25 protein-coding genes, 1 tRNA gene and 5 pseudogenes are annotated in these 22864 nt (G+C 69.2%); 13 read left to right on the forward strand and 18 right to left on the reverse strand.

Going from position 1 to position 22864, the window contains the following annotated elements; all coding sequences use genetic code 11:
- Positions 1 to 2: 2 nt before the first annotated feature.
- On the reverse strand, positions 3 to 458 hold the full coding sequence (locus tag SM450_RS12600) for an RrF2 family transcriptional regulator (RefSeq protein WP_474619898.1): 456 nt from the start codon (positions 456 to 458) through the stop codon (positions 3 to 5).
- A gap of 7 nt (positions 459 to 465) precedes the next feature.
- Entirely contained in the window at positions 466 to 1380 is a 915-nt protein-coding gene (locus SM450_RS12605) for a helix-turn-helix transcriptional regulator (protein ID WP_474619899.1), read from the reverse strand.
- Positions 1381 to 1524: 144 nt separating this feature from the next.
- Here SM450_RS12605 and SM450_RS12610 point away from each other — a divergent pair, with 144 nt between their 5' ends.
- Positions 1525 to 2301, forward strand: coding sequence for an SDR family oxidoreductase (locus SM450_RS12610; protein WP_474619900.1), 777 nt, complete (start codon positions 1525 to 1527; stop codon positions 2299 to 2301).
- Positions 2302 to 2381: 80 nt separating this feature from the next.
- On the opposite strand, the gene SM450_RS12615 is transcribed toward SM450_RS12610, so the two are convergent.
- Positions 2382 to 2813 (reverse strand): SsgA family sporulation/cell division regulator, encoded by a 432-nt coding sequence (locus SM450_RS12615; RefSeq protein WP_007457244.1) that lies wholly within the window; start codon positions 2811 to 2813, stop codon positions 2382 to 2384.
- A gap of 274 nt (positions 2814 to 3087) precedes the next feature.
- Here SM450_RS12615 and SM450_RS12620 point away from each other — a divergent pair, with 274 nt between their 5' ends.
- Positions 3088 to 3591, forward strand: coding sequence for a TIGR02611 family protein (locus tag SM450_RS12620; RefSeq protein ID WP_474619901.1), 504 nt, complete (start codon positions 3088 to 3090; stop codon positions 3589 to 3591).
- A 50-nt stretch (positions 3592 to 3641) separates the two neighbouring features.
- Positions 3642 to 3713 (forward strand) — tRNA-Val (locus SM450_RS12625).
- Positions 3714 to 3791: 78 nt separating this feature from the next.
- On the opposite strand, the gene SM450_RS12630 is transcribed toward SM450_RS12625, so the two are convergent.
- The 3 genes and pseudogenes from SM450_RS12630 to SM450_RS12640 form a co-directional block, all read right to left on the reverse strand.
- Positions 3792 to 5012, reverse strand: coding sequence for a tyrosine-type recombinase/integrase (locus SM450_RS12630; RefSeq protein ID WP_474619902.1), 1221 nt, complete (start codon positions 5010 to 5012; stop codon positions 3792 to 3794).
- Positions 5012 to 5209, reverse strand: coding sequence for an excisionase family DNA-binding protein (locus tag SM450_RS12635; protein ID WP_474619903.1), 198 nt, complete (start codon positions 5207 to 5209; stop codon positions 5012 to 5014). The genes SM450_RS12630 and SM450_RS12635 overlap by 1 nt, the downstream gene beginning before the upstream one ends.
- Positions 5206 to 5511, reverse strand: a pseudogene (locus SM450_RS12640) (replication initiator); the annotation flags it as partial. The pseudogene SM450_RS12640 and the gene SM450_RS12635, both read right to left, overlap by 4 nt.
- A gap of 249 nt (positions 5512 to 5760) precedes the next feature.
- Here SM450_RS12640 and SM450_RS12645 point away from each other — a divergent pair.
- Positions 5761 to 6324 (forward strand): annotated as a pseudogene (locus SM450_RS12645) (NUDIX hydrolase); the annotation flags it as partial.
- A gap of 6 nt (positions 6325 to 6330) precedes the next feature.
- Here the strand turns inward: SM450_RS12645 and SM450_RS12650 are convergent.
- The gene (locus SM450_RS12650; protein WP_474620072.1) at positions 6331 to 7752 is read right to left on the reverse strand and encodes a helix-turn-helix domain-containing protein; all 1422 of its coding nucleotides are present in this window, start codon (positions 7750 to 7752) and stop codon (positions 6331 to 6333) included.
- A 172-nt stretch (positions 7753 to 7924) separates the two neighbouring features.
- On the opposite strand from SM450_RS12650, the gene SM450_RS12655 reads away from it, so the two are divergent.
- Positions 7925 to 8095 (forward strand): hypothetical protein, encoded by a 171-nt coding sequence (locus tag SM450_RS12655; RefSeq protein ID WP_474619904.1) that lies wholly within the window; start codon positions 7925 to 7927, stop codon positions 8093 to 8095.
- The gene (locus SM450_RS12660; RefSeq protein WP_474619905.1) at positions 8082 to 9281 is read left to right on the forward strand and encodes a helix-turn-helix domain-containing protein; all 1200 of its coding nucleotides are present in this window, start codon (positions 8082 to 8084) and stop codon (positions 9279 to 9281) included. Before SM450_RS12655 ends, SM450_RS12660 begins: the two co-directional genes overlap by 14 nt.
- Before the next feature lie 305 nt (positions 9282 to 9586).
- Here the strand turns inward: SM450_RS12660 and SM450_RS12665 are convergent, their stop codons facing one another.
- Together SM450_RS12665 and SM450_RS12670 are read right to left on the reverse strand one after the other, a co-directional pair.
- Positions 9587 to 10204, reverse strand: coding sequence for a hypothetical protein (locus SM450_RS12665; RefSeq protein ID WP_474619906.1), 618 nt, complete (start codon positions 10202 to 10204; stop codon positions 9587 to 9589).
- 87 nt (positions 10205 to 10291) lie between these two features.
- The gene (locus SM450_RS12670; RefSeq protein WP_474619907.1) at positions 10292 to 10951 is read right to left on the reverse strand and encodes a DUF4291 domain-containing protein; all 660 of its coding nucleotides are present in this window, start codon (positions 10949 to 10951) and stop codon (positions 10292 to 10294) included.
- 198 nt (positions 10952 to 11149) lie between these two features.
- Here SM450_RS12670 and SM450_RS12675 point away from each other — a divergent pair, with 198 nt between their 5' ends.
- A complete protein-coding gene (locus tag SM450_RS12675) occupies positions 11150 to 11632 on the forward strand; it encodes a hypothetical protein (RefSeq protein WP_474619908.1) in 483 nt (160 codons plus the stop codon).
- Between the two features lie 569 nt (positions 11633 to 12201).
- On the opposite strand, the gene SM450_RS12680 is transcribed toward SM450_RS12675, so the two are convergent.
- The 5 genes and pseudogenes from SM450_RS12680 to SM450_RS12700 form a co-directional block, all read right to left on the reverse strand.
- Positions 12202 to 12333: a hypothetical protein gene (locus tag SM450_RS12680; RefSeq protein WP_255509887.1), complete on the reverse strand. Its 132-nt coding sequence runs from the start codon at positions 12331 to 12333 to the stop codon at positions 12202 to 12204.
- 469 nt (positions 12334 to 12802) lie between these two features.
- Positions 12803 to 13780: an NAD(P)-dependent alcohol dehydrogenase gene (locus tag SM450_RS12685; protein ID WP_474619909.1), complete on the reverse strand. Its 978-nt coding sequence runs from the start codon at positions 13778 to 13780 to the stop codon at positions 12803 to 12805.
- Positions 13777 to 14013, reverse strand: coding sequence for a helix-turn-helix transcriptional regulator (locus SM450_RS12690; RefSeq protein WP_474619910.1), 237 nt, complete (start codon positions 14011 to 14013; stop codon positions 13777 to 13779). Before SM450_RS12690 ends, SM450_RS12685 begins: the two co-directional genes overlap by 4 nt.
- Positions 14007 to 14435, reverse strand: a complete 429-nt coding sequence (locus tag SM450_RS12695; protein ID WP_474619911.1) for a hypothetical protein — start codon at positions 14433 to 14435, stop codon at positions 14007 to 14009. The genes SM450_RS12690 and SM450_RS12695 overlap by 7 nt, the downstream gene beginning before the upstream one ends.
- Positions 14436 to 14597: 162 nt before the next feature.
- Positions 14598 to 14948: pseudogene (locus SM450_RS12700) on the reverse strand (transposase family protein); the annotation flags it as partial.
- 15 nt (positions 14949 to 14963) lie between these two features.
- Here SM450_RS12700 and SM450_RS12705 point away from each other — a divergent pair.
- From SM450_RS12705 to SM450_RS12715, 3 genes and pseudogenes are all read left to right on the forward strand, one after another.
- Positions 14964 to 16175: a helix-turn-helix domain-containing protein gene (locus tag SM450_RS12705; RefSeq protein WP_474619912.1), complete on the forward strand. Its 1212-nt coding sequence runs from the start codon at positions 14964 to 14966 to the stop codon at positions 16173 to 16175.
- 94 nt (positions 16176 to 16269) lie between these two features.
- A pseudogene (locus SM450_RS12710) lies at positions 16270 to 16470 on the forward strand (helix-turn-helix domain-containing protein); the annotation flags it as partial.
- A 50-nt stretch (positions 16471 to 16520) separates the two neighbouring features.
- Complete coding sequence (locus SM450_RS12715) at positions 16521 to 17456, forward strand: helix-turn-helix domain-containing protein (RefSeq protein ID WP_474620077.1); 936 nt, start codon at positions 16521 to 16523, stop codon at positions 17454 to 17456.
- Positions 17457 to 17599: 143 nt separating this feature from the next.
- Here SM450_RS12715 and SM450_RS12720 read toward each other — a convergent pair whose 3' ends face one another.
- Together SM450_RS12720 and SM450_RS12725 are read right to left on the reverse strand one after the other, a co-directional pair.
- Positions 17600 to 18529 carry a pyridoxamine 5'-phosphate oxidase family protein gene (locus tag SM450_RS12720; RefSeq protein WP_474619913.1) on the reverse strand — a complete coding sequence of 310 codons (930 nt, stop codon included), beginning with the start codon at positions 18527 to 18529 and terminating at the stop codon, positions 17600 to 17602.
- 133 nt (positions 18530 to 18662) lie between these two features.
- Positions 18663 to 19232: a TetR/AcrR family transcriptional regulator gene (locus SM450_RS12725; RefSeq protein WP_474619914.1), complete on the reverse strand. Its 570-nt coding sequence runs from the start codon at positions 19230 to 19232 to the stop codon at positions 18663 to 18665.
- Between the two features lie 97 nt (positions 19233 to 19329).
- Between SM450_RS12725 and SM450_RS12730 the strand changes: the two genes are divergently transcribed.
- Entirely contained in the window at positions 19330 to 19491 is a 162-nt protein-coding gene (locus tag SM450_RS12730; RefSeq protein WP_474619915.1) for a hypothetical protein, read from the forward strand.
- Entirely contained in the window at positions 19472 to 20722 is a 1251-nt protein-coding gene (locus SM450_RS12735; protein ID WP_474619916.1) for an MFS transporter, read from the forward strand. Before SM450_RS12730 ends, SM450_RS12735 begins: the two co-directional genes overlap by 20 nt.
- A 28-nt stretch (positions 20723 to 20750) precedes the next feature.
- On the opposite strand, the gene SM450_RS12740 is transcribed toward SM450_RS12735, so the two are convergent.
- Positions 20751 to 21368, reverse strand: a complete 618-nt coding sequence (locus SM450_RS12740; RefSeq protein ID WP_474619917.1) for a TetR/AcrR family transcriptional regulator — start codon at positions 21366 to 21368, stop codon at positions 20751 to 20753.
- Between the two features lie 69 nt (positions 21369 to 21437).
- On the opposite strand from SM450_RS12740, the gene SM450_RS12745 reads away from it, so the two are divergent.
- On the forward strand, positions 21438 to 22325 hold the full coding sequence (locus SM450_RS12745) for an NmrA family NAD(P)-binding protein (protein ID WP_474619918.1): 888 nt from the start codon (positions 21438 to 21440) through the stop codon (positions 22323 to 22325).
- A gap of 256 nt (positions 22326 to 22581) precedes the next feature.
- Here the strand turns inward: SM450_RS12745 and SM450_RS12750 are convergent.
- A pseudogene (locus SM450_RS12750) lies at positions 22582 to 22864 on the reverse strand (hypothetical protein); the annotation flags it as partial.

Here is a 22864-nt window from a genome sequence, read left to right on the forward strand (position 1 = left end):
GCTCAGCGCGGCTCCCACGCGTCCGGGTTGGTGGTCAGCTTGCGCACGTGTGCCGGCAACCGGCCGCTCACCAGTTCGTCCAGGCTCACCTCGTCGACCACCCGCCGCACCGAGGCGCGCACCGCCACCCAGAGCCGGGGCAGGTTCTCCGCCGCGCCCTCGTACCTGGTCTCCTCGGGGCGCAGGCCGCGTACCCCGGCGAGCGGACCGTCGACGGCGCGCAACACCTGCCCGATGGTGACGTCCCGCGGCGGCCGGGACAGCGTGTAGCCGCCCTCGGCGCCGCGCTGGGCCCGCACGATCCCCGAGCGGCGCAGGTCGGCCAGGACCGCCTCGAGGAACTTGCGGGGCATGTCCTGCTCCGCCGCGATGGCCTGGGTGGACAACAGGGTGGGGTACGCGGTGGCCAGGCTCAGGGCTGCCCGGACCGCGTAGTCGCCGCGCGCGGAGATCTGCACCCTGACATCATGCCTGGCCGGCACGCACCGGGATGTCGGCGGGAGGGCGTGGGCGCATCGACCGGACGGGCAGCGGCTGCTCCCGGGCCGCCCGGAACGCCCCCGGGCTCGCCCCGACCTCCCGGGTGAAGAAGCGGCCGAAGTTGGTCGGCTCGGGAAAACCGAGCTGCCGGCCGATGCCGGCGATCGGCTCGTCGGTGGCGGCCAGCAACCGGCGGGCCTGCAACGCCACCCGCTCGTCGATCACCTGCTTGGCGCTGCGGCCGGTCACCGCCAGGCAGGCCCGGGTCAGGGTACGCACGGAGCAGCCGAGCTGGGCGGCGTAGTCCTCCACCCGGCGGGTACGCCGGTAGCCGCGCTCCACCTCCCGGCACAGCCGCCGGAACGTCTCCGCCTCGGCCCCGGGCGTCGGCCCGTCCCCGGGATGCGGCAGCAGGCTCAGCCGCAGCAGCAGCACGGCGAGCTGGTGCCGCAGCAGCGCCGCGGCGGCGGGCACCAGCGCGTGCCGGTCGGCGTCCACGGCCAACTGGGTCACCTCGCTGATCACCGCGTCCTCGTCCTCCCCGGCGAGCTGCCGGTAGGTGGGCACCGCGTCCGGGTCGACGTCGAGTCCGCGCAACGCGTCCGGCCCCCAGCTCACCACCGTGGCGTCGAGCTGCTGGCCGAGGCACCGCAGCACCTGGCCGGGCTGGGCGTGCAGCAACGTGCCCGGCCGGCAGGGCACCGCCCGGAAGTCCAGCTCGGCGGTGCCGTGGCCGTGCGTGACCAGGACCAGCAGATCGTGGTCGAGCAGGACCGGCCGGGGCCAGCCGGGTGCCGGGGTGAGATCGTCGAGCGCGCCGGTGAGGATCTCGTCGGGGCTGAGGCGGGGCTCCGACAGGCCGGTGCGGAAGGCCGGGGCGGGCTGACCGGTAGTGACCATTGACCCGACGTTAACCGGCTTGGCCGCACCTTGCATCTCGACGGTTCACCCTTGTCGGGTCGCCTGACGGACGGTTAGGTTACCGATCGGTAAGGCGCGGGTCGGCCGACGGCCGTGACCCGGGAGGACGGCGATGGGATGGGCATGACGGATCTGTTCTCGGTCGACGGCAAGACGGTCCTGGTCACCGGCGGCTCGCGGGGGATCGGGCTGATGATCGCGCGCGGATTCGTCCGGGCCGGCGCCCGGGTCGTCATCTCCTCCCGCAAGGCCGACGTGTGCGAGTCGGTGGCCGAGGAACTCTCCGCCGACGGGCACTGCGAGGCGATCCCGGCGGACCTCGGCAGCGACACCGGCGCGCTGGGGCTGGCCGAGGCCGTGCGGCAACGCCACGACCGGCTGCACGTGCTCGTCAACAACGCGGGCGCCACCTGGGGCGCGCCGCTGGAGGACTACCCGGAGAGCGCCTTCGACAAGCTCTGGGCGGTGAACGTCAAGGCCGTCTTCCGGCTCACCACCGCGCTGCTGCCGGCGCTGCGCGCCGCCGCCGACCCCGACGACCCGGCCCGGGTGATCAACATCGGGTCGATCGACGGACTCCGGGTGCCGTGGATGGAGGTGTACGCCTACTCCGCCACCAAGGCGGCCGTGCACATGCTCACCCGCGGCCTCGCCCACCAACTCGCCGGCGAGGCGATCACGGTAAACGCGATCGCGCCCGGCCCGTTCGAGAGCAAGATGACCGCGTTCGCGCTCGACGACCCCGAGTCACGCGCGGCCATCCGGCAGCAGGTGCCGCTGGGCCGGATCGGACGCCCCGAGGACATGGCGGGCACCGCGATCTACCTCGCGTCGCGCGCCGGCGCGTACCTCACCGGGGCGGTCATCCCGGTCGACGGCGGGATCACCACGCGCGGCTGACCCGCGTACCCCCGGGGTGTGCAAGACGGCCCGGGGCCGCGCGGACTCGGCAGATCCGCGCGGCCCCGGGTGTGGCGTGGTCAGCGACCGGCGAGCAGCCGGTTCACCGCGGTGTCGACGTCCAGGTGCTCGGCCTCCCGGCCGCGCGGAACGACGACGTAGGTCCGGCGCAGGAAACGCACGAGCACGCTGCGCGGGACCTCGAACAGCGCGTTGCCGTCCGGGGACGACAGCGCGAGCGCGACGAAGTCGCCGCGCGGGGTGGCCCACGGCCATACCCGAACATCGCCGATGCCGGCCGGCTCGTCGAGCCCGGTGACCAACAGCTCACGGGCGAACGACCAGCTCACCGCCTCGCCCCCGGCCGATTCGGCATGGAACAGGACATGGACCGCATACGGGTCAGCAGGGTCGTAACGCAGGCTGGCACGCACCGGCAAGGCGGTGGCGTCAGGCGCGACGAGCCTTAGCGACGTCTCGACCTCTACGGTCGTCGGTCGAATGACACTCATGGACGTTCTCCCCCCGGCACCGCTGCGGAACGCGCGTGTCCCGCTTTTCCCATACTCAGGTGCTGCTCCTGGCTACGCTCCGCCATACGCTGACTTCACCCAGTGGTGGGAAGGGGGTCGGAAAGCCCTCGGGACCAGCCTGGCCCCGAGTAGAATTTCCGATTCCGCCCACTCCGTCGTACCGCCCGGCAGCGGGTGGCTCAGTCGTCGACTTACTCCGGTAACGTCCAGTCGTCAGCAGGGGTGACGGTCCCGGGCGACACTGGGGGTGGAAATGGCCACGAGGAGCGCCTCGGTGGCGACGAGGACCGCGGCCGATCGGGGGTACGACGTGCCTGTCGACGGGCGTTCGCAAACCGCTCTCATGGAGCGGCGTCGACGGCGGGGCTGGCGGGCCCGCCTGCACACCACGCTCGAACTCATCCGCGCCAACCCCACCGGCCGTATCGCCCTCAAGATATTCATCGGCATCCTCGGCGCCGTCGTGGTCACCGTCGGCATCGCCCTCATCCCGCTGCCCGGCCCCGGCTGGCTGCTCGTCATCGCCGGCCTCGGCGTCTGGGCGGTCGAGTTCCACTGGGCCCGCCGGCTGCTCGCGTTCACCCGCCGGCACGTCAACGCCTGGACACGCTGGGTTACCAGTCGATCGCTGCCGGTGCGCTTCGTGCTCGGCTTTGTCGGGCTGGTCTTCGTGTCCGTGGTGGTGTGGCTGTCGCTCAAGTACAGCCTGGGCATCGACGTGGTGGCGCGGGCGCTGCACTACCTCGCGACGCACTGAGGCCCGGTTTTCGGGTCCGGCCTCCCATCGGGTAGAGTCATGCGCGCTGAGGGCGATTAGCTCAGCGGGAGAGCGCTTCGTTCACACCGAAGAGGTCACTGGTTCGATCCCAGTATCGCCCACGCAGGTCAAAGGCCACTTCCCTGCTTCGGGAGGTGGCCTTTCTGCTGTCAAACGGCGGCTTTGTGCAGCAGTTCTCGTCAGCGGCTCAGGGATTCACCGAGGCGTTTGAGTGCTTCTCTCGTCTTTGTCGATGTGACCTGCGTGTAGATCTCCATCGTTACCGCGAAGCGGGCGTGCCTCAGCACCTGCATGGCGACTCTGGGGTGGACGTCGAGGTCTGCGACCAGCGTGGCGCAGGTTCGCCTGGCGTCGTGGACGGTGATCGGCTTGACGTTCGCCTTATCGCATCGCGTCTGCCAGGAGCGTTGGAAGTTGCGCGGCTCGATGGGGGTGCCGTAGCGGGTGGTGAAGACGAGTCCGTTTTCGTGCCATGCCTTGCCGGCGGCTGCCTCGGCCTCGTCGCGTTGTTGCTGTCTGAGATTGAGGGCGGTCAGGCAGATGTCGGGCAGGGGGAGGGTGGCGTCGGATGCCTGGGTTTTGGTGTCGCGGTGCAGGAGTTGACCGCGTACGCGTTGGAGCTGGCGGCCGATGGTCAGCTCTCCGGCGTCGAGGTCGACGTCCTCCCATGTCAGTCCGAGGGCTTCGCCCTTGCGGAGGCCGGTGACGAGGACCAGGGCGTAGGCGGCGTAGAGCGGGTCGTCGTCTGCTTTGGCGGACTCCAGGAACTTCCGCGCCTCGTCGCTCGACCAGGACTTGCCCCGGCGGCGGCGGACGGTGGCGAGAGTGATCGGGACGGCGGGGTTCTTGGTGATGAGGTCTTCGGCCTGAGCGTGGGTGAGGGCGGCCCGCAGTGCGGCCCGGATGTCGCTGACCGTCCGCGTCGACGGGACGGCCTGGCGGCAGCGGCCGATGGCGCAGCAGCGGCGCTTGTGCCTCGGGCGGGCGGCGTCCTTGCCCTGAGCGCAGCACTGGCAGGTCCGGGCAACCTGGTTGATCCACGTCTGCACGTCGCGGGCTTGCAGCCGGTCGAGCCGCTTTCCGCCGATGCCGGGGGCGATGTAGCGGCGGACGAACGTCTCGTAGGTGGCGTAGGTCAACGGTGCCCGATTCGGCTGGATGATCTCGGTCAGCCAGTAGGTGAGGAAGCTGCCGACCGTAGGGACGCTTGTCGCCACCGGTCCCTGCTTCGCCTGCCGGTGCAGTTTGATCCACTTGTCGTGGACGGCTTCGCGGGTTTTTCCGTAGACGTACTTGCGGGTGCGCCGGCTGTCGGGCTTGGTGACCCAGACGTAGGCGGCGAAGCCGTTCCGGTAGGGGAAGATGGAGCCTTCGCCGTTGGCTCGGGTGCGTCCGGGCATCAGGCGGCCTCCTGGCGTTCGACCTGTTCGCGGATGTAGTCGTCGACCCATTCGGGGAGGATGCGGCGGTACTTGCCGTCCTTGATGGAGCGCAGCTCGCCCATGGCGATCTTCATCTTGACCTTGGAGATGCCGAAGCCGAGCAGGACGGCGACCTCGGCAGGGGAGTACCAGCGCGGGGTCAGGTCCCGGCTCATGCGGCCACCTCCAGCCACGCCTCGTGGGCTCGTTCTTCCCGGCCGACGCGTGTGCTCTCTCGGCGCTGCCTCGCGGCGGTGTTGGCGAGGAGGGCGTCACCTTCGGTGAGCCAGCCGGAGCCGATGTAGGTGAGGGTGCCGACGGTGATCGTGTCTGCCGGTTCGTCGTCCTCTTCCCGGCGGTAGGTGGCGCGGGTGTCGCGGACCTGGCCGAAGGTGACGGAGTAGCGGCGGGCTTTGGTGAGGAAGTGGCCGCCGTAGCCGAGCATGTGCGCCCAGCGCCGCAGCCCGGCATAGGCATTCAGATGAACCGTGGCCTTTGGGCATCACCCAGGGAAGGGCTGACGACCCTGGGAGCGATTGTGGGGATGCTTTCGGCGATCGCAGCCACGACGATCAGCGTTGTTGGGCAGTTTGCTGGCAAGGCCTGAACAACTACGCGACGAGCAGGTGCTGGGCAGACCCGTAGTCTCTGAAAACGAATGCGGTCAGGGTGTGCAGCTCTCTGCCCGCCGCACCGCGCGGTGAGGTTCGGTGCGGATACTGGCGGGGTGGTGGAGAAGCAGGCGACGGAGTTGACCCGGTGGACCATTCACGGCGAGCGAGTCGTGGACGACACCAGGCGGGCGCGGCTGAGCATCGCGGAGGTTGAGCTGCCTGACGGCGTTCGGTTCGAGCAATATGTGATCCGGGCTCCCCGGTCGGCCATGGTCGCTGTGCTCGACGACCAGGAGCGCCTGCTGTTGATGCGGCGACACCGGTTCGTGTTCGACCGGTGGGTGTGGGAGCTGCCCGGCGGTTATGTCGACGGCGAGGAGCAGCCGGCGGCGTGTGCGGTGCGGGAGGTTGAGGAGGAGACCGGCTGGCGCCCTCGAGGTGTCGAGCCGTTGCTGTCCTTCCAGCCGTGGGTCGGTACTGCCGATGCCGAGAATCTGCTGTTCCTGGCCCGGCAGGCCGAGCACATCGGCACGCCGGTGGACGTGAACGAGGCTGAGCAGGTCGCCTGGATTCCGCTCGACGAGGCGTACCGGCTTGTGGCTCAGGGCGAGATCGTCGGTGCCGGCACCGTAATCGCGGTGCTGGAACTGGTCGCGCGCAAGGCCAGGGGAGAGCTGTGCGGGTCAGCGTCGAGGGCCGAGGGTGACGTCGATGCGGCCAGTGAAGTGCCGAACGGTAGGTAGCCGCCGGTGTGGGGCGAGATGGGTTTGCAGGTCGCGGAGGTAGCGGACGGCTCTGGCGGAGCGTAGCTGGGTGGTCAGGCTCAGCGCCTCCGCACCAGTGGTGCAGGCCCGCTCGGCTTCGCCCTGTTGGGCGTGGATGCTGGCGAGCAGGGCGAGGTTGAAGGCTTTGCCGCGTACGTAGCGGTTGTCCATGCGTAGGGATCGGGCGGCGAAGCGTTCGGCGTGGGTGTTGCGGCCGAGGGCGTGGAAGCAGTGGCCGAACTTGGCCGACAGGTATGCCTCGTCGAAGTAGCTGAGCCATTGCGGTTCGGTGCTGCGGTCGGCCCGGTCGAGGGCTTGTTCCGCCTGGTGCAGGGCGGTGGCGCAGGCTCGTTCGTCGTGGGCTTTGGCTAGGGCGTGGGCTTCCATGACGTGGGCTTCGGCGGCTAGGACGGGGACCCCGGCGCGGCGGGCGGCTTGGCCGGCGGCGCGGGCGAGGTCGAGGCCGGTGGTGGTGTGGCCGAGGTAGGTGGCCTGGTGGCTCATCGCGGCGAGGATTTCCGCGCCGAGGCCGTTGTCTCCGGCGGCGTGGGCGAAGTCCAGGGCGAGGGTGAGGTATCGCTGGGCGATGCCGTGTTCGGCTGTGTCGTACGCCTGCCATCCGGCGAGTTGGGCCAGTTCGGCGGCGGCGCTGAGTAGTCGTTGACCGGTGGGGTGGTCGTATCGGCCGTCGGTGAGCAGTGGGGTCACCTCTTGGTGGAGGTAGCGGGCCACGGTGTCGCGGGCGTGCCCGCCGCCGTACTGGTTGTCCAGCCCGCGGTAGGTCGCGGTCATCGCGCGGATGGTGTCAATCTGCGGTTGACCGACGGCGTCCCGGCCGGGCTGGGTCACTGGGGCTGGATCGGGGGCGGTGAACCAGCGCAACGCCGGCAGGGTGTAGCCGGCGGAGCTGAAGGACACCTGCCGGAGTACGTCTCGACGGTTCACGTCACCTCGCCAAAGCTCTATGGCACTGCGTACGTCGTCTTGCCAGGTCCGGGTGGTCGGTGATTCGCTGGGCCGACCGGGGGTGAGGTGGGCCGGTGGGAACGGCAGGGTGGCCTGTCGGGGCGCCAGGCCCATCGCGATTCGCGCCTGGTCGGGCATTCGGCATCCGTCGGCGATCCGCTCCAGGACGTCGATCGAGGTGACCTTGCGTCCGGCCATGATCCGGCTGACATAGCCCTGTTCCAGTCCGACGGCGGCTCCGATCCGGCTCTGACTCGCGCCAGTGAGGCTGGTGATCCAGCGGAACAGTCCGCCGATGTCGCGGGCGGCCAAGGCGGCCAGCGCCTCGCCGTGCGACCACGCGTCCTCTGGTATTCGAAGCGGATCGAGCAGCACGGCGGCTCCCAGCGTCGCGTTCCGACTACTCATGGTGTTCAAGCCGACAGCGTATGGCGACCATTCGCGCTCGTCGAGCCGTCCCATGTCACGGTGACATGTCCACTGGCCATGGAGCCCTTCCATAGCCTTCCGTAGCTTCTCCGTCACCTGGGGTGGCGGGAGGCGACAGGTGGCGGATAAGGGCGACGAGTCGGCGGTGAGCCGAGGCGAGCAGATTCAGGCGGCCGAGCGGGAGGCGGCGAAGCGGCGGCTTCTCGCCCAGGCGGAGGCGGACCGCATCCCGGTGGAGGAGACCACCCGAGCCGTGCCGGATCGGCGGTGGCGTCGTGGGCAGCGTTGAACTGTTGGCGGTCGGGTGGCGGGCGGCGTATTGGCGGGGTCGGCGGAGGTTGTCGCAGCAGGTGTTCGCCGATCGGCTCGGCAAGTCGAAGAGCTGGGTCGACAAGGTCGAGCGGGGCGTGCGGCGGCTGGACAAGCTGTCGACGCTTCAGGAGATCGCACGCGTGCTCCGTATCGACACCGCCGCGCTTGTCGGCCAGGACGCCGCACCGGTGCAGGCGAAGGGTCGCGCGGACGGCGTCGACCGGATCAGAGCAGCGTTGTCCCGCTACGAGATCCCGTTGGGCAAGCTGGCAGGCGGCCCGGTGGTGCCGGTGGATCGGATGCTGCGGGATGTGGGGTACGCGTGGACGACGTTCCAGTACGCCCGCTATCCGCAGGTGGTTGACCTGGCACCGGACCTGCTCACCAACGCGCAGCGCACCTATGTTCACGATCGGGGCTCGGGTCGCGGGCCGCTGGTCGAGGCGTACCGGGTCACCGCCGCTCTGCTGGTCAAGCTCGGTGACGCCGAGCTGGCGTGGCTGGCGGTAGATCGGGCGATGCTCGCCGCCACCGGCGACCGGGAGTTGGTGGCCGCCGCAGCCGTCCAACTCGGCCAGGTACTACGCGCGCTCGGGCGGGCGCGGGAGGCGAGGTCGGTGATGCTCGCTGCCGCGTACCGGATCGCTCCATCCGTAATCGAGTACGGCGGACCGGTGGAGTTGTCCCTGTGCGGGACGCTGCTCATCCAGGCCGGTCTAGCGGCGGCGCAGGACGGCAACGATGCCGCCGCCGGTGAACTGCTCGACGAGGCCGCCGGTATGGCGCAGCGGGTCGGTGACGGGTGCGACCATCATCGCACCGGGTTCGGGCCGACCGCCGTTGACCTGGCCCGCGCTGCCGTAGCCGTCGAGGTCGGCGACGCTCATACGGCGATTGCCTGGCACGAGAAGACTACGGCGCGTTCCGGCTGGCGGTGGCTCTCCGCCGAACACCGCGCCGCGCACCTGCTCGACATCGCCCGCGCCTACCTGCACGCCGGGGACGTGGGCAACGCGGCTCGCATGCTGACCGAGGCCGTGCGCACCGCGCCGGCCGAGATCATGTACCGGCCTGTCGCCCGGGACATCCTTGCCGAGGTCGCCCGCGACCCGCGCGCCCCGACCACAATCGCCAAGCTCGCCGGCACGCTCGGGGTCGGCTGAGCGCTTATTGTCCTGGGCTTGCCGATGCGCAGTAGCCGGGACGATCCTGCGTCGACGAGCGGCTCTAGATTCGCCGCGGCGGACTGAGTAGGGATTCCGGCAGTTGAGAATCGAATCCCACCTGCAGTCATCTGGCCAGGGCCTCCTGAGCGATGACCTCTTCGGCGTGCCCGAAAGCGTCAGAACCGTGGCTCCGCTTCACAGACCGACGACGTCCGCACATGGCCGATGAGAGTGTGTACACCCAAAGTCAAACCGTCGGCAATTCCTGGCCCGGAGCGGGCTGAGGGAGAGGGCGATGGCCCTCATTCGCCGGAGACCGATGGTGGTAGCCCGTAAACGCCGGTCGTGGTCACCGCGGCATCGTTGATCGTGGTGGGATCGGTGCTCCAGCGACCAGCCATCGCCATCACGTCGGACTCGCACGGCGTCGTATCGAACCAGGCCGTCCATTCTTCGTCCGACCAGTGTTCCGACCCAGGCTCCAGGCCGCGAGTGCCGATGCCCAACTCGATTTCGTCGACTGTCACATCGCCGAGAAACAGCGGCACCTCGCCTCGCTCCCCGACGAAGCAGTACGCACGCACGAGGTCACCGTCCAAGGCCCGGGCCCAGGCGTGATACTCCGGGACTCGCTCGTTGGCGAAGAACTGCACCTCGCCCAGATGCTGGCTCAGCTCCCTGAGCCAGTCAGGGAAGTAAGCCTCGGCCGCGTCGAATCCGGTCGGGACGTGTAGCCGGCCGTGGGCGAGGGTCCAACCTGGTACCGGCACGGCCACGTACACGCCGTACCGGTATGCCCGGTCGGTGCCGGCGGCCCAATCAGGGATCTCCCGGTCGTGCAGCTCAAGCGCATCCGCGACCTCGTCGGGGGTTCGGTCTTGCACCGCCAGCCACGACGTCTTGTAACTGAACCCGGCCACGCTGCCATGATTCCAGAAATCTGTTCACTGCTGTACAAAGCAATCCGGGTCTGGGGCGACCGGGGCGTGTTGGCCTGCGAGCGGCCGTCACTGTTCGTGCGGTTGCTCGGGGGCTTTGCCGGTGGCGAGGTCGGGGCTGGCGTTGAGGCCGGTGGCGATCTGGTCCGGCAGCGGGTAGACGTGCTCGGCGGGCAGTTGAGCTGCTGCCGCCTGGTCGTCGCCGCCGCGCAGGAGCTCTCGGACCTGCCGCACGGTGGGGGTGATGTCGGTGATGGCGACAACCCAGTCGTCGACGTACCGGTCCACAGCCTCGCGGGACAACCCAACCTGCAGTGACCGGTACGGCAACGCCGTCAGATGCAGAGACCGTTCCGGATCCCACTGCACTCGCACCGGGCTGGTCTTCAGGCGCCGTGACCAGGTCGCCTTGTCGCCATACAGGTCTCGGTCGTAATGGCTCAGGCAAGCTCGCGTCAGCGCCCACTCAAATCCCTCCCGCGTGATGTCGATGGCCAGCACGCGATCCTGCCCCGGCTTCGTGGCCCAGCCGCAGCGGTACATCATCCACAGGAAAGACGGCTTGATCCACGTCATCCGGTCCCGGCTGAAGGGGGCTACGAAGCGGCCCGCTGCCACCGCCGGCAACGCGATCTGCGAGGAATACGCCTGGTACACCGTGATGGTGTCAGACGAGTAGCGAGCGCGAATCTGACGGGCGAGAACAGACACACCGCGATCCTCACCCATCGACACTCGACCGTTCCACCGAGATTCCGCATTCACGCGAGCGCCAAGCCTAACCGAACCTTCGACGGCATCCGCATCTGCCGCCGAGCGAGCGGACGTGCTGCAAGTCGTACCTGGGCCGCCTTGGCTGCCCACCGACTGAAGTGGGCATGCCTGCCCGGCTGTGCCGCGGAAGAGGTGGTGCGCGATGATCAGCCGGTGCAGCGTTTCGACAGTGTTGGCGGTGACCTGGTGGTGGGAACCGCTGTCCGGGCGACGGTCATGAGCCATGAGCGTTGGGGGGTCATGGCCGAGGTCCTCGGACATGAAACGGTGGGCGCGTCGGTTGACGCCGGCTTCATCGACAGCCCATCGGTCGCACCGCGGGCACTGCCCGAGGAGTACCCGCCAGTCGGCGAGCAGGTCGACGCGGTCGTTCAGGAGGTCAGCCGGTACTACCCGCCCGTCTGGATACGCCTCACGATGCGTGCCGCGGACCTGCGCGAGTTCAGCTGGCCGTGCGGATGCTGCGGCCAGCCCACGATCCTCAGCCCGGGCGGCGACGGCGTCTCTGTCGATGTGCGCAGCAGCGAGGGAGCGGGATGTGCGTCGTTCGCCGCGCACCGGTCCTGCCTTGCCGACCGCCTCAACCCGGACTTCAACGGCGACCGGGCACGGGTAAACGCCGTGGGACGCGAGTAACCGCCGCCCCCAGCGGTCGGGAGCCAATCGCCTTGATAGCGGCAGCCACCGCAGGATGCACCCTCACAGGCGCATGAGTCAGGTGCACGCACATGCCGCAGGTCGGGCGCACCTTGTTCCGGGCCATGGCTCGCTTGATCGAGCGGTTGAGGCACCCGTGAAGTTCCCCTAGGGTGCGGGCGCTGAGGGAGGCGGCCTTGTCGCCTAGCCACCGGTCGACGTCCTGGGCGCGAAGCCCGCGCAGCTTCCGAGCGCCGAGGGCCGGGATGATGTGGGTGCGGCACAGGATCTCGTTCTTTGTCTTCGTGCCGGCGGATCGATCGTTGAGTCCGTAGGTGAGCCAGTCGGTGACCGCTTCGGTGACGGTGTAGTGGTGTTCGGCGATGGCGAGCCCGTCTTCGTAGTCGCCGAAGAGCTGTCCGAATCCCTACCGACTCCGCCACGGCGGATCCCCGAGCCGTACGCCGATGCGGCATGGCACCTCCAGCCGTGTTAGCCGTCATCGAAGGTGACGGCTAACACGGCTGGTGCGGTACCTACCGCCGCCGGAGTGTCGACGATCCGGCAGGTCAGGTGACCCCGATGTTCAGGTAGAAGTGGCCGAGCTTGAGCGAAAGAGAGGCGCCTCCGAAGTGGTGAATGAGCATGGCTAACAGGATGACGATCAAGATGCAGACGACGAGCCAGATCAGGAACCACACGAACCCTGGGATCCCGTAGCGACCGACGCGAGCCATCAAGCTCGCCCCCTCGCGGTTGGCGCCGCAGCAGGCAGCGCCACGCATGGATGTGTCAGCAGTCGATAGCTGCGCCTGGCGCTGGCGGACGTCTCCATACAGCCTCCTTCATTGAGGTGTCCGCGAAATTCCCTACCGAGGCGCGCGTCAAACGTTGGCGAGCGCAACCGGATCAAGCTCCGCGTCCGCACCGCCATGACCGCTCAAGAGACGACTCTGGCGCAGAACGTTGGCACCCCGCCACACGGCCGGTGGCGCGGAGGGTTGACGCCGTCGCGACCCCCACTCGATCAAGTGGCTGCGGCGGGGCGAGCCGCCGGGCCAGGTCGGATGGCGTTGGCTGCCGCGACGGACCATCAATGCGCTACGCGAAGTGCTCGGGTCTGGGTTTTCTTGCACATTGCGTGTTCGGTCGCCGGCAGGCGCTGCGTATCTACACGGTGACAACGGTCTTTCCCCTCGCGTGGCCCGCGGCGACGTGCCGAATCGCGTCGGGCGCAGCGCCGAGGGGGTAGGCGCGGTCGATGACCGGCGTGACGGCGCCGGACTCGATGTGTCGGCGCAGCTCGTCGAGGTCTGCGGCGCGCACCTTGGCGACCAGGTTGCGCAGCCGCTGGTGGGTGACCATCGACAGCAGCGGTGCTCGCAGCATCGCTCGGTCGAAGCCGCCGAGCAGCGGACCGCCGCCGTTCTCGCCGCCGACCAGGACCAGCGTTCCGCGGGGCGCGAGCGCGCGCCGCAACAGTCGCAGCGGCCGGTTGCCGGCGGTGTCGATGAGGACGTCGTACCGGGCGCCGTTGCGGTCGATCTCGTCGCGGGTGTAGTCGATGACGTCGGCGCCGAGGGACCGCACGAGGTCGGCCTTTCCGGTGCTGCACACACCGGTCACGGCGGCGCCGTACGCCTTGGCGAGCTGCACGGCGAAGCTGCCGACGCCGCCCGCGGCGCCGATGACCATCACCTGCTGGTCCGGCTGGACGCCGGCGCAGTCGCGCACCGCCTGCAGCGCGGTCACGCCGGAGATGGGCGCAACCGCGGCCTGCTCGAACGTGGTGTTCGCCGGCTTGCGCGTCAGCCGCGAGCGGCGTGCGGTGGCGTACTCGGCGTACGAGCCGCTCTCGCAGACGCCGTAGACCTCGTCGCCGGGGCGCAGGTCGGTCACCGCCGCGCCGACGGCCTGCACCACCCCGGCGAGGTCGACGCCGCGCACCGGCACCTTGGGTCGGCGCAGGCCGAACCCGAACGCGCGCACCAGGTACGGGTAGCCGGTCATGACGTGCCACACGCCGGGGTCCACACCAGCGGCGCGGACCCGCACGAGCACCTCGTCGTCGCCGACAGGCGGCTGGTCGATGTCGCATAGCTGCAGCACGTCGGCTGGGCCGTACACGTGCTGGACGATGGCTTTCATGGCGTCTCCTCCACGGAGGTGTCGGGGTACTGGAACACGTCATCGAGCCGCACGCCGAAGACGTGCGCGATGAGGAAGGCAGTCTCCAGAGAGGGCGAGTACCGCCCCTGCTCGATGGCGATCACGGTCTGCCGGGTCACGCCGATACGGTTGGCGAGTTCGGCCTGGGTCATCTCGCCACGAGTGAAGCGCAGCGCCCGGATCGAGTTGGTCACGCGGGTTGGCTTCACCACTGCGGCAGCCGCCCGTGATACATGCCGATCTTTGCGACCGAGCCGAGGACCGCCGACAGCACGAACGCCAGATAGATCACGTTGGCGATCCAGAACCGGTCCCACCCGGCCATCGCCATCAGCATCGCCGCGACCGCGCCGATCACGAGGAACGACTGGCCGACGTGGTCGCCGAGCTGGCCAATCTGCCGGTCCCGGGCGTCGGCCACGCGCGCCGCCTTCGAGCTCACCATGCCGATCGCCATCTCGGCCACGATGTTCGCCACGATCGACGCGCCCACGGTCCATAACAGCGCCGCGGCGTAGGGGACGTCGGCCAGGGGCCGCCCGCCCGCGCGGCTCACGACGATCGTCACGTAGATCGCGTACGCCGCCAGAGCGACGACCAACATGATCCACGCGCGCCTCTCTCGGTGCGCCATGACAAGCTCCTCGATGTACATAATCTTCGACACGGCAAAGGTAACTTATACTTGACATCGTGTCCATATTCTTTTACATCAGCCTGGCTGGGCGCTGGCCGTCGGGCGCACACCCACGGTCGAAGGACCGCACCCCGACGGCGGTCCATCCATGAGCGCTTTTCATCGTGGGTTTTGGCTGTTCGGGCCGTGATGTAGGGCGAGGATGGCCTTGATGATCGCGGTGGCTCGTCGGGGACAGCGGCTGAGCTTGGCCAGGATCCAGGTCTTGAGCGTTGCGACGGCACGCTCGCAGACGGCGCGGATCTTGGCGTGGTGGCGGTTGACGGTCTTCTGCCGGCGGGACAGTCGCGGCCGGTGACGGCGGCGCTTGAACGGCGTGCGGGTGCTGCCGCCGGCGCCTTGGTACGCTTTGTCGGCGAAGGTCATCACGTTGGCGCTGCTCAGTGCGGCGGTCAGGTCGTGGGTGTGGGCGGCGGTCAGGTCGTGCAGGGCGCCGGGCAGGGCCGCGCTACGAGGAGGTCCGTGATGGATTCCTTGCCGGAGTTGACGTTCGGGCAGCGGTTGAAGGTCTACCGGGAGCGGTCCGGGAAGACTCGGACGGTGCTCGGTGGGCTGGTCGGTCGTAGCGCCGAGTGGGTCAAGGCGGTGGAGACGGATCGGATCCTGCCGCCGCGGGTGCACATGTTGGATCGGATAGCGCGCGCTCTCAAGGTCGACGTGTCTGCCTTGGTCGGGGAGTTGAGCGACCGTTCGGCCGTGGTGAACGGGCCGGAACACCCCGCGTTGGCGTCAGTGCGGGACGCGGTGAATCACTTCTCGCTCGCCGTTGACGTACTGCCCGAATCGGTGTCCGACCTCAGGCAACGCCTCGACGCGGCATGGCGGGCACGTCATCAGGCGTCGGATCATCGAACGGTGCTGGGCGGCCTGTTACCGGGGCTCCTGCGCGACACGCAACGCGCCGCGTTGGTGTACGAGGGTGGCGAACGACGGCAGGCGCAGGCCCTGTTGGCGGAGACGCTCGGGCTGGCCCAGATGTTCCTCGCCTACCAGCCCGCTGCCGAACTGCTGTGGCGGGTGGCGGATCGGGCGATGGTGGCGGCGCAGGAGTCCGGGGACCCGGAGGCGGTGGCGGGCGCAGGATGGTTCCTGTGCCAGGTGCACCGGGACGCGGGGGATTGGGACACCGCCATGGCGGTGACCCTGGACATCCTGTCGGTCCTGGAGCCGCACGTGGCCGATGCCAACGCCAATCTGCTGGCCTTGTGGGGTGCGGTGAACTTCGAGGCCGCCTACACCGCCGCGCGTGCTGGTGAAGAGGGCCGGGCCTGGCGATTCTGGGACCACGCCGACCGGGTGGCGGATCGCCTGCCGCCGGGCTTCTATCAGCCACAGACGTCGTTCTCACGGGTCGTCATGGGTGCGCACGCGGTGACGGTTTCGGTGGAGTTGCAGAAGTCCGGTGAGGCGGTGCGGCAGGCTCGTCGTCATGACGCGGCGGCGATTCCGTCACGGCCGCGCCGCGCGCGTCATCTCATCGAGGTCGCGCGGGCGCACTACGGCAAGAACGACAAGGAAGCGGCCGTCGCATTCCTGGGGCAGGCGTACCGGTCGGCGCCGGAGACGATTCGCTTCAACGGGTACGCCCGCCAGATCACTTTGGACCTGCTGGACGGCCCGCGTGCCACCCGGGACGAGGCTCGTGACCTGGCAATGAAGGTGGGTCTCGTCTCTTGATCTAGGGGTACGAAAGCGGAGGCGGACCGCATCCCGGTGGAGGAGACGACCCGGGCGGTGCCGGATCGGCGGTGGCGTCGTGGGCAGCGGTGAGCTGTTGCCGGTCGGCCGGCGGGTGGCGTACTGGCGGGGTCGACGGAAGCTGTCGCAGCAGGTGTTCGCCGATCGGCTCGGCAAGTCGAAGAGTTGGGTGGACAAGGTGGAGCGGGGCGTGCGGCGGCTGGACAAGCTGTCGACGCTTCAGGAGATCGCCCGTGTGCTCCGCATCGACACCGCCGCGCTTGTGGGCCAGGACGCCGCGCCGGTCCAGGCACGGGTCGCGGCGAGGGCGTCGAGCGGATCAGGGTGGCGCTGTCGCGCTACGAGATCCCGTTGGGGAAGTCGGCGGGTCGCCGTCCGGTGGTGGCGGTGGATCGGATGTTGCGGGATGTGGGGTACGCGTGGACGACGTTTCAGCACGCCCGCTATCCACAGGTGGTCGATCTGGTGCCGGGTCTGCTCACCGATGCGCAGCGCACCGATGCCGTGGCTGCGGTGGCGGGTCGGGTGCCGCTGGTCGAGGCGTACCGGGTCACCGCCGCTCTGCTGGTCAAGCTCGGTGACGCCGATCTGGCGTGGTTGGCGGCGGATCGGGCGATGCTCGCCGCCACCGGTGACCGGGTCCTGGTGGCCGCTACGGCCGTGCAGCTAGGGCAGGTGTTGCGGGCGCTCGGGCGGGCGCGGGAGGCGAAGTCGGTGATGCTCGCCGCCGCGTACCGAATCGCCCCGCCGGTGATCGAGTTCGGCCCGCCGGTGGAGTTGTCCCTGTGCGGAACCCTGCTCATCCAGGCCAGCCTGGCGGCGGCGCAGGACGGCAACGAGGCCGCCGCCGGCGAACTGATCGACGAGGCCACCGGCATGGCGGAGCGCGTCGGCGACGGGTACGACCATCACCGCACCGCCTTCGGGCCGACCGCCGTCGACCTGGCCCGCGCTGCCGTGGCCGTGGAGAACGGCGACACCGACGAGGCCATCGCCTGGCACGAGAAGGCCACCGCGCGGTCCGGCTGGCGGTGGCTACCCGCCGAACACCGCGCCGCGCACCTGCTCACCGTCGCCCGCGCCCACCTGCACGCCGGAGACGCGGGCAACGCGGCCCGGATGCTGACCGAGACCGAGCGCACCGCACCGGCCGAGATCACGCACCGGCCCGCCGCCCGGGACATCCTCGCCGAGGTCGCCCGCGACCCCCGCGCCCCGACCACGATCGCGAAACTCGCCACCACGCTCAGGGTCGGCTGAGCAGCGCAACACGCGGTGTACCGCAACCGTGCCGGCCGAACCGAGCCGAGAGGCGCGTCAGCAGGCCCTCTGACCTCGCGGCGAGCCGACGACAACGCACCATGACCCTCACCGTCACCAGGAAGGCTGATGCAGTTCGTACGTCAGCGGGTTCTCGTCTCAGCCCGCAGAGCGCGATATGCGTCCCAGGGGATCGCGGGACGGGTCATCGATCGGCGGTCCAGGTAGCGCTGAGTGGCAGCGCGGAGCCGTCGGGCGGTGCGGATCGCGTCGAGCGGGCCGGCGCGGAAACGGGATCCCGGCTCGGTCAGCCGGTCGGGGGCGAACACCCAGCCGGTCTCGTCGTGGTTGGTGAGACGGCCGCGGACACTCGCGTTGTGCAGGTTCCAGAGCTGATCGTCGTGCCGGTGGACCAGCAACGACGCGGGGCCCTCCCCGATCGGTAGATCGTCGGGTACGGAGACGAGATATCCGCCCGGGCCGCTTGTCAGCGTTGTTCGCACAAGCACCGGTGCGCCGGTCTCGTCGCGGCCGGCGAGAACCGCCGACGGGTACGACGCCAGAACCGGCGCCCCGACCAGCGACGTGTTGGTTATCGCTGTCCGGGAGGTCGGCAGCGCCCGGTCGAGAGTGGCGTCCGGGGTGACCTCGATCCGTAGCCGCATGAAGTAGAAGTCGGTGAACCGGTTCGCCGGCCAGTCGAGGTAGGCGCCGCTCTTCGGCTGCCGCGTGAAGATCATGCGCCAGAAGTCAGCGAGGTCTCCGACGGGCTCGGTGTGCACCGTGTCGGTGCAGGTCGCCGTGCCGGCGACCAGCACCTGCCGCGGACTGTCGAGCTCACTGCCGGTCGGGTCCGAGAAGAGCAGGGCGACTCGCGGGTCACGGCGAACGTTGAACGCCTTCTGCGGGTACGCGATCGTCGTTGTCAACAGGATCTTTCCGTCCGTGCGGAACAGACCTGAGGTGGGCCACGCGATCGGCGTTCCGTCCTTGGCGAGAGTCGCGAACTCACAGGTGCGGTAGGCGTCGAGAGCGATGCCGGCGTCGTTCATGTCGATCTCCTGGCGGTTCATGCGGTGATCTTGCCCGAGCAAGCTGAGTGGACGCTCCGGGGACCTCGGCCGTCGCAGCGTCCGGTACGCGTGGTAGGGGATCGAACCGACCCCAGCCATCCCGGTCGATCACCCGGGAGCCCACCGGCGATGTCTAGCTCCAACCCCTGATCAGGGTGTCCGCGTGGGTGTGAAGTTGCTCCACGGACCACGGGGAGCGAGCGGTTATCGCAGCGGTCACCACCGGACCGGTGAGCTGAGCGGTGGCCAGGTCCGTCCCGGGCATGGCGGCTGCGGAAGCACTGACCCGTCCGAGAACCGGGGCCGCGCTGGCGGTAAGCAGATCGGCGTGCGCGACGAGATCCCGGACGGCCGGATCGTGCTGGGCCTCGCCGAGCAGGGCCCGGTAGGCGATCCCGGCCGGTGAGGTGGTGAGGAATTCGCTGAGGGCTTGCAGGTAGGCCGTGAGGTCCGCGGCCGGGTCGTCGTGCGGCGAGGTGTGCAGTTCCTTGGCGGCGTCGACGACGCTGGCCTCGAGCAGGATCTCGGCCTTGGTGGACCACCACCGGTAGATCGTCTGACGGCCGACACCCGCACGCTCGGCAATGTTCTTGATGGTCATCGCCGCGTAGCCCATCTCGACGAGCATGTCGTCGACGGCGTGCAGAACCGCTTGGCGAGAGCGTTCGCTGCGTGGCCGTCCGGGCGAGGCGTGCTCACTCATGCCGACACTGTACCGAGACACAGTGTCTCGTATCTGCTAGCCTCCGTTTCGAGGCATGATGCCTCGAAATTAGGAGGAAGGGCGCCCCCTCGTGCGCATGATCCACACTGCCGTCCTCACCCGCCGTCGCATGGTCGCACCGGACCTGGAGATCCTGCTGCTCACAGGTAGCGGAGAGGTCGAACGCCACTACGCGATCCGGCACGCCCGTCCGTACGCCTTCGTCAAGGGCTACTGGAATGCGCGCCACGATGCCTGAAGTCACTGCCGCACCCCCGAGCATCCGATTCGCCGCGCTGCGCAACCCCGACTGCCGCCCGTACCTGGTCGGAACCGGGCTGTCCATGATGGCCGACAACATCGAGCACGTCATCACGTACTGGGTGCTGTGGCGCACGTTCCACTCGCCTGCGCTCGCCGGCTTCCAGGTGATCAGCCACTGGCTGCCGTTCCTGCTGCTCTCGGTCGCAGCCGGCGCCCTCGCCGACCGGTACGATTGCCGCCGGGTCGTGCAAGCCGCGCAGGGCTTGTTCATGGCTGTCTCGCTTGCCTGGGGGCTCCTTTTTCTCACCGGCACCCTGCACATCTGGCATGCCTGCGTCCTCCTCGTGCTGCACGGTTGTGCCGGGGCGCTGTGGGGACCGGCCGAGCAACTTCTGCTGTACGACTTCAGTCGGCCCGGTGAGTTGCCGAGCGCAGTACGCCTCAACGCGACCTTCCGCAGCCTCGGTCAGCTCTGCGGGCCCGTGGTGGGCTCCGGATTGCTGCTGCTCGGGCCGAGCACCGGCATCCTGCTCAACATTGCGATCTATCTGCCGCTCACCGTGTTCCTGGCCCGCACCCGCTTCACCGGCCACCGACGTGCCGGCCAGCCCCGCACCAACCGGAGGGGCCCTCTCGCCGCGGTACTCGCCGTCCGCGGGTTACACCTCAGCCGCCCGGTCACCGGCATGATCATCACGGCCGGTCTGGGGTCGTTCTTCGTCGGCGCGTCACTGCAGTCGACAATGCCGGAGTTCGCCGAGGGTCTCGGCGCGGGCAACAGTGGCGTCGCCTACGGCGTGCTGCTGTTCGCGAGTGCGGCGGGTGCGGTGCTCGGCGGTCTGCTGCTGGAGGCGACGGGGTGGGTGCGGCCCACCGTCCGTACGGCCGTTGCCGCGACCGTCGCCTACGGGCTGTGCACGCTACTGTTCGCCCTGACCGGCAGCCTGATGCTGGCAGTTGCCGCCCTGGCCGTCGGCGGCCTGGCGAGCCTCACCGCCATGTCGATCACGCAGACCGTCGTGCAACTGCAGGCGCCGCCGGACGAACGCGGCCGGGCGATGGGGCTCTACAGCACCTCGGCGGGCGGCCTGCGGATCGGCAGCGGGCTCACCGTCGGCTTGCTCGGCGCCGCCCTCGGCCTGCACATGTCGCTCGCGGTGAGCTCGGCCGCGCTTGTCGTCGGCGCGCTGCTCGCCGGCGGATACGTCGGCCGCGCATCGCGGTGAGCTCAGGAGGTCCGGACCGAGGGGAGAGTCAGGTTGCCGCCGGGACGCTGAGGTGGACGAGCCGCCGGATCCGGTCGAGGTCGACATCGCTCGCCAGGTGGGCGCGGTCCGGCACCTCCTCGGTGAGCGGGTCGACTCCGAACAGCAGGCGGGGCAGCACCGGATGGACGGCCAGGCCGATCAGTTGGTTCGCGACGGCCTCGGCCCTGTCGGTTGCGAGTCCCGATCCGCCCTCCAGGTGGGCGGCGAGGTTGCCTGTCGTGACGCCGAAGAGGACGTCGAAGAGTCCGGTCGCCAGGTCCGGCAGCCGGTCCGCCTCGGCGATGCCGAGTCGCGCCATCTTTCCCACCGAGGACCAGCGCAGCAGTTGCACGAAGCGCCCGCAGTAGCGGACGGCCGCTTCCATCGGTTCGTCGGAGTAGTCGGCGGGGATGCCCATGCGTTCGGCGAACAGGGCGCGGGTGCGAGCGACGACCGCGAGGAACAGCGCGTCCTTGGTCGGGAAGTGCGCGTACAGGGAGCGCTTCGAGGTTTCCGCGCGCAGTGCGATCGCGTCCATGGAGGTTCGCGCGAAGCCGGTCTCCAGGAACGCGACCTTCGCCGTGTCGAGGATGTGCTCGCGCAGTGCTTCCCCGCGTCGGGCCATGGCGTCCACCTCAATGTATACGGTACGGTAGAGTTTACTTAATCCTGATGCTGACGGGAGTCATCATCCATGATCGTTGTCACCGCCCCCACCGGGCAGATCGGCAGCAAGCTTGTCCGGACCCTGCTGACCCATGATGAGCCGGTCCGCCTCGTCGTCCGCGATCCTGACAAACTGCCCACCGACGTGCGAGAGCGGGCCGAGGTCGTCACCGGATCGCACCAGGACCCCGCCACCCTGGAACGCGCCCTCGCCGGCGCCGACGCCCTGTTCTGGCTGATGCCGGCCACCCCGACCGCGAGCAGTCCGTACGAGGCGTACGTCTCTGCCTCGATCCCGGGCGCGGACGCCGTGGTGCGCCACGCCGTGCCGCACGTCGTGGTCGTCTCCGCACTCGGGCGCGGCTCGCAGATCTACGCCGGGCACGTGTCGGCCTCGCACGCCATGGAGGACCTCTTGCGCAGCACCGGTGCGCACGTGCGCGCCCTGGCGCTGCCGACCTTCATGGACAACATTCTCCGGCAGACCGCCGCGATCGGAAGCGGGGCCGTCACCGGCACGCTGCCGGCCGACTTCACCATGCCGTGGATCGCGACGAAGGACATCGCGGCGCTCGCCGCCGGATATCTGCTCAACCGTGACTGGACCGGTCAGGACTCGGTCGAGTCCCTCGGCGGCGAGGATCTGTCCTTCGCCGACATCGCCGCGATCCTCACCGATGTTCTCGGCACGCCCATCCGGTACCAACTCCTCGACCGCGCCGAGGTCGAGGAGTTCCTCCTTGGCCGTGGCGTCTCCGCGGCGATGGCCCAATCCATGATCGACATGGATGTGGCGGGTGAGCGCGGCATCAACAACGCCATCCCGCGAACCGCCCGGAACACCACGCCCACCACTTTCCATGAGTTCGCCCTGGAGAACATCAAGCCCGCAGTGACCGGGTCGCACGGCGCCTGAGCGAGCCTCGTGACACTGATCCGCCTCGGCGTCGAAATCGGAGCGGAACGCCTGCGGCGGATGGACGAGCACGGCATCGACCTGCAGCTCGTCTCGTCGACCAGCCCGATCCAGCTGGCGCCCGGAGACCGGGCGATGACCCTGCTACGAGCAGCCTCTTCCCATCCAGTCGACGACCGGGCGATCAACGTCTGTCAGCCGAGCGGCGGCGCGAAACGTTACCGCGGTGCTCGTTCCTGCAAGCGGACCAACAGGATCAGCGGGTGGAGGAGTATGACGCGGCGGTGGGTTTGTCGCCGGGTTCGCCCCAGCTGTTCAGCATGACGACGCCTTGGCGTATCCATTGTCCGGTGGAGGGGCGGTATACGGCGGGGTCGCTTTTGCCGTCGCCGTCGTAGTCGCCGGAGAGGGGGATGTCGCCGGGTTCGCCCCAGCCGTTGAGCATGACGACGCCTTGGCGTATCCATTGTCCGGTGGAGGGGCGGTATACGGCGGGGTCGCTTTTGCCGTCGCCGTCGTAGTCGCCGGAGAGGGGGATG

The organism is Micromonospora marincola, assembly GCF_056150385.1.

What these genes read in the sequence shown, in the direction of transcription:
- SM450_RS12740 (WP_474619917.1), bottom strand. Translation starts at nt 21,368, where the DNA reads ATGGCCCGACGCGGGGAAGCACTGCGCGAGCACATCCTCGACACGGCG.
- SM450_RS12630 (WP_474619902.1), bottom strand. Translation starts at nt 5,012, where the DNA reads ATGCCCGGACGCACCCGAGCCAACGGCGAAGGCTCCATCTTCCCCTAC.
- SM450_RS12720 (WP_474619913.1), bottom strand. Translation starts at nt 18,529, where the DNA reads ATGAACCGCCAGGAGATCGACATGAACGACGCCGGCATCGCTCTCGAC.
- SM450_RS12610 (WP_474619900.1), top strand. Translation starts at nt 1,525, where the DNA reads ATGACGGATCTGTTCTCGGTCGACGGCAAGACGGTCCTGGTCACCGGC.
- SM450_RS12705 (WP_474619912.1), top strand. Translation starts at nt 14,964, where the DNA reads ATGGATTCCTTGCCGGAGTTGACGTTCGGGCAGCGGTTGAAGGTCTAC.
- SM450_RS12695 (WP_474619911.1), bottom strand. Translation starts at nt 14,435, where the DNA reads ATGGCGCACCGAGAGAGGCGCGCGTGGATCATGTTGGTCGTCGCTCTG.
- SM450_RS12730 (WP_474619915.1), top strand. Translation starts at nt 19,330, where the DNA reads ATGATCCACACTGCCGTCCTCACCCGCCGTCGCATGGTCGCACCGGAC.
- SM450_RS12745 (WP_474619918.1), top strand. Translation starts at nt 21,438, where the DNA reads ATGATCGTTGTCACCGCCCCCACCGGGCAGATCGGCAGCAAGCTTGTC.
- SM450_RS12615 (WP_007457244.1), bottom strand. Translation starts at nt 2,813, where the DNA reads ATGAGTGTCATTCGACCGACGACCGTAGAGGTCGAGACGTCGCTAAGG.
- SM450_RS12725 (WP_474619914.1), bottom strand. Translation starts at nt 19,232, where the DNA reads ATGAGTGAGCACGCCTCGCCCGGACGGCCACGCAGCGAACGCTCTCGC.
- SM450_RS12620 (WP_474619901.1), top strand. Translation starts at nt 3,088, where the DNA reads ATGGCCACGAGGAGCGCCTCGGTGGCGACGAGGACCGCGGCCGATCGG.
- SM450_RS12605 (WP_474619899.1), bottom strand. Translation starts at nt 1,380, where the DNA reads ATGGTCACTACCGGTCAGCCCGCCCCGGCCTTCCGCACCGGCCTGTCG.
- SM450_RS12685 (WP_474619909.1), bottom strand. Translation starts at nt 13,780, where the DNA reads ATGAAAGCCATCGTCCAGCACGTGTACGGCCCAGCCGACGTGCTGCAG.
- SM450_RS12635 (WP_474619903.1), bottom strand. Translation starts at nt 5,209, where the DNA reads ATGAGCCGGGACCTGACCCCGCGCTGGTACTCCCCTGCCGAGGTCGCC.
- SM450_RS12670 (WP_474619907.1), bottom strand. Translation starts at nt 10,951, where the DNA reads ATGGGTGAGGATCGCGGTGTGTCTGTTCTCGCCCGTCAGATTCGCGCT.
- SM450_RS12735 (WP_474619916.1), top strand. Translation starts at nt 19,472, where the DNA reads ATGCGCGCCACGATGCCTGAAGTCACTGCCGCACCCCCGAGCATCCGA.